The sequence below is a fragment of the Rhodopirellula maiorica SM1 genome, from assembly GCF_000346295.1.
Lineage (GTDB): Bacteria > Planctomycetota > Planctomycetia > Pirellulales > Pirellulaceae > Novipirellula > Novipirellula maiorica.
In genome coordinates this window covers 1-3,432 of record NZ_ANOG01000776.1, presented here as the reverse complement: position 1 = coordinate 3,432, position 3,432 = coordinate 1, and the positions used below count along the sequence as shown (strand labels likewise).

The following is a 3,432-nucleotide window of genomic DNA, read 5'->3' as shown; positions in this document are numbered from 1 at the left end:
GATGTGCGAGGCGGCGTCCGCGATGGTAAAGCGCCGGTAGATGAACGGGTACGCATCGGCGTGGAGATTCTGCACGCGAACAAGAGCGTCGGCGATGCAGCCAACGTCACTTTCGGATGCGTCACGAATCATTGCGTCGGTCCAGTCGGGTAACGGCACGCGTCACCCGGTACGCCCGAAAGATTTTCCATTTCAAAACCGCCCAGCTCGCGTACTCGGGGCGAGTAGAACGGTGTCTTTCGGATGTTAGGATACGCTTTGTGTCCACGGTTTGCCACAGATTTCTCCTTGGGGTGTCACCATATTTGATCCTTGTCCAATTGATCACCGACCCCCCTCACAACCGGACTGGCGCCGCCGGCGCATCCGGCTCCCAGACGTCACCTCTCTCCTGAGCTCAGTTCGCTTTATTCAATCGCGATCATGTTCACCACACGAGCACCCAGATTCGCGGAAATTCGCGTGATTCGTGGCCAACAATGCCCCCAATCGCTTGCCCGCCAATCACGCCTATCATCGCGAAGGAGCGCTGCATGACGGAATTGCCGAGGGACAATCGCGCCGCAACCAACGACTCAAGCTTACCGCGGAACCAGCGGCAATCGAAGACTTGTTGAACCATGTACACAAATCGATGCCCCCTGAGCCCAATAAAATCATCCTCGCCTGATGCCCAAAAACAGGCAAAAAAATGGGTGACCAAAAGATGAAGATCGAAATACAGGGCAGGCACCACTGCCCCTCAAAAATTTTTCTGTCGCATCAATCTTTCTGTCTGCCATCCGTTATTCCCTGTCACGTGCGGACACAACGAATCCGTCCGTACCGGGGCGCCGACGAGCGAAATCGCCTTCCCTCGTACGGCATCACCCGAAGTCAACGGAACTATGCAGTCATCCGATTCCCAAAGAGTCATTTGCCTTTGTTGCCTTTTCGGCTTCGCGGGCATACTCGATTTGTCATGATTGGAGTTCATAGTCAGATCAAGAACTTTTGGGCGTCACTGGTTGCCTTGAAGACGTAGTGCAAAAGCGCGAGTGGATCTTCGACCCCGGGACTCTCGATGTCGCTCGCAAAGACGCGACTGCGGGTTTCACCTTCGGGCGTGCACACACCGTGGGCAGTATCCAACAGGAAACCATGATTTCGGAGCTCAATCTCGTTCAGGGTTCGGCAGCCAGCCGATCCCTCTCACCCTCACTACCTTTCGTATTTACGCATCAACGTTGAACTTCGACTTGCGTCTTATATCAACGCAGCAAAACTCGATACTGAGCCCGTGGCTAGCGGTTACTCAGGCAGGATTCACACCCGCTCGTCTTCAAACCATTTCCAGTCCGCAACGTCCAACGGTTGGTTATCCGCTAAGTTACCCTCGCAAAACATTTCAGCTTTCCACTCGATTCACACCAGACCTCAATCCACGGTTCAGCGTCTCGAAAGGTCGTCAAGCAAAGTGTTCCAGGGCGTTTGTCGTATCGCTTTCCGTCCGGCCATTGGAGGTGCCAACCACCGAGCACAATATCAGCTTCGTCACCGTACAACGGGCATGTCTTTTGCCAATTCTTGGTATAGTTCTCGTCGAGCTCAGGTAGGTCAAATGCATCATAGTCTCGTCGACCTAGCCCACGCTTTCTAAGCCACTCGTCCACATTCGACCCACCGAAGTGACAAATTGCCTGCATCGGTGGCATCGACAATCTGGGTACGCCAGTAAGCCGAATGCCAGATTGCGTCGGAGTGAAAGTGCGGTGTTCATCGCAAAAAGCCCGAACAGCTGAAGATTTGTCCGAAACGTACACGCTCAGCCATCCGCGTAATGGGATACCAACGGTACCGAACCAATCACAATTTACGCTACAAACATGACGCCACAACCGTGACGGGGCCGGCACGACTCCATTGCCACCCCAAATACCGCAGGTTGCGTCCGATACATCGGATTGTTGTAGAAACATGCACGGCTTTGAAAGTCGTAAGGCTTCATCTTGAAGTATCTGATCAAATTCTTCGAGTTTGACGGCAACTTCCTGTCTGGCTTGCAGCTCATCTCGAAGCCCCAACTCAAATTCTTCCGCTGGTCTTTGTTGATATGCACCGAACGCTCGAAAGGCGGTGTTAAGAAACTTGGTGAAGTCTTTTGGAGGGCCAGTCCGGACCTTCTTGACCATCGAATCCAAATCGTCAATCAATTCGGTTTTTTCAAGGACGCCGCGGAGAACCGCGTCGTAGCGATAGTGCTCGCCTTCTAGGATGTTGCGTTCAGAAATCTTGAGAATTGCTCCGAAGCAGTACCAGCTGAATGCCAGATCAAAATTTTCGACGGCAAGTTGTTGGTCGTGAAGACGCTTTAGTGAGGCAACGACGAATCCGTGTACGTCTCGGATCATGTCATCGTCAGTAAGACGAGGCTTTTGCATTTGTGCGAAAACAATTTGGATTGAGCAATGTCTACTGCGGATAACGATAGCGATTTCCGTGGTCGCGACAATTGACTTGGGACTCAGCAACGAACCGGACTCGCGACTCAGGAACATCGCGTGGTTCGCCACATTCTACTCTGGCAGTGTCTAAATTGTAACTAAATCGAGAGGGCACGGTCGCCATGGTAATGTCCCCTAGCGATTGCATTCATTCGGATGGATCGAATCAAGTTCGTTGCTGCGATTACGAAATCGCTAACCTGCCTGATCTTCGATTCCGGGATGTGTCAGTCCGTTAGGTACGAATAGCGATCCGTCGGAATGCATCTAACTGGTGCGCGACTCGGTTGGTACAGTTAAGGACCAAAGAGTGCTTTCGCCACCGCAAGTGCAAAAAAGAAAGCTAGTAATTTCGAAAACCAAGTCGGAAATATTTGCGTTCGATTCGCGGACTCGGATTGCTCGGTTGGCTCAGTGTATAGGTCCGTATTGCAAACCGGACAACTACCACTTGAGGAAGGTGTCACCGGCATCATACAGTTCGGGCACTTAACAGACATGAAGATTCCGCTTAAGCCAAGTTGTTGGTATCAATTTGCCGCACGTCGTGGCGAACGATAACGATCACGTGGTCGCCGCGAACGACTCACCACTTCAAAAAACTCAGCTCGGCGACTCACGTGCAGCGTCTGGTTCGCCGCCTTCTGCTTTGATCCATCTTCGAATCGTCTGCGTGAGAACGTCGCGATCCCTGAGTCCGATCAGTGTATCCACGTTTAATCGCCCCTTAAAGAACCCAAGTGCTGGCAGGTTCAAGATCCGGCACGACCGAATGAAGTCCCACGCGTCGGTGCAATCGGTATCCAGGGAAAGGAAATTGACCACATCGTCAAATTGTGGCCTGAGTGCGTGGAGTTCAGCGTCCATTAACCTGTCAACGTTGTTCCACGTTGCCCAGAAATGAACGATGGATAGACGATCTCCAGCCAGTTCGCGATCAAGCGTCCCC

At 52.3% G+C, this 3,432-nt stretch carries 4 protein-coding genes; 2 read left to right on the top strand and 2 right to left on the bottom strand.

Translation table 11 applies throughout. The features are described 5' to 3' along the window. Positions 1-469 precede the first annotated feature (469 nt). Positions 470-670, top strand: a complete 201-nt coding sequence (locus tag RMSM_RS25200) for a hypothetical protein (protein ID WP_008703232.1) — start codon at positions 470-472, stop codon at positions 668-670. Between the two features lie 308 nt (positions 671-978). Here the strand turns inward: RMSM_RS25200 and RMSM_RS41295 are convergent, their stop codons facing one another. Beyond that, positions 979-1,131 carry a hypothetical protein gene (locus RMSM_RS41295; protein ID WP_160168371.1) on the bottom strand — a complete coding sequence of 51 codons (153 nt, stop codon included), beginning with the start codon at positions 1,129-1,131 and terminating at the stop codon, positions 979-981. 857 nt (positions 1,132-1,988) lie between these two features. Here RMSM_RS41295 and RMSM_RS40115 point away from each other — a divergent pair. After that, positions 1,989-2,252 (top strand): hypothetical protein, encoded by a 264-nt coding sequence (locus RMSM_RS40115; protein ID WP_144057945.1) that lies wholly within the window; start codon positions 1,989-1,991, stop codon positions 2,250-2,252. 834 nt (positions 2,253-3,086) lie between these two features. Here RMSM_RS40115 and RMSM_RS25190 read toward each other — a convergent pair. Beyond that, positions 3,087-3,432, bottom strand: a 346-nt coding sequence (locus RMSM_RS25190) for a thioredoxin family protein (RefSeq protein WP_040769345.1), incomplete at its 5' end; no start/stop codon positions are given.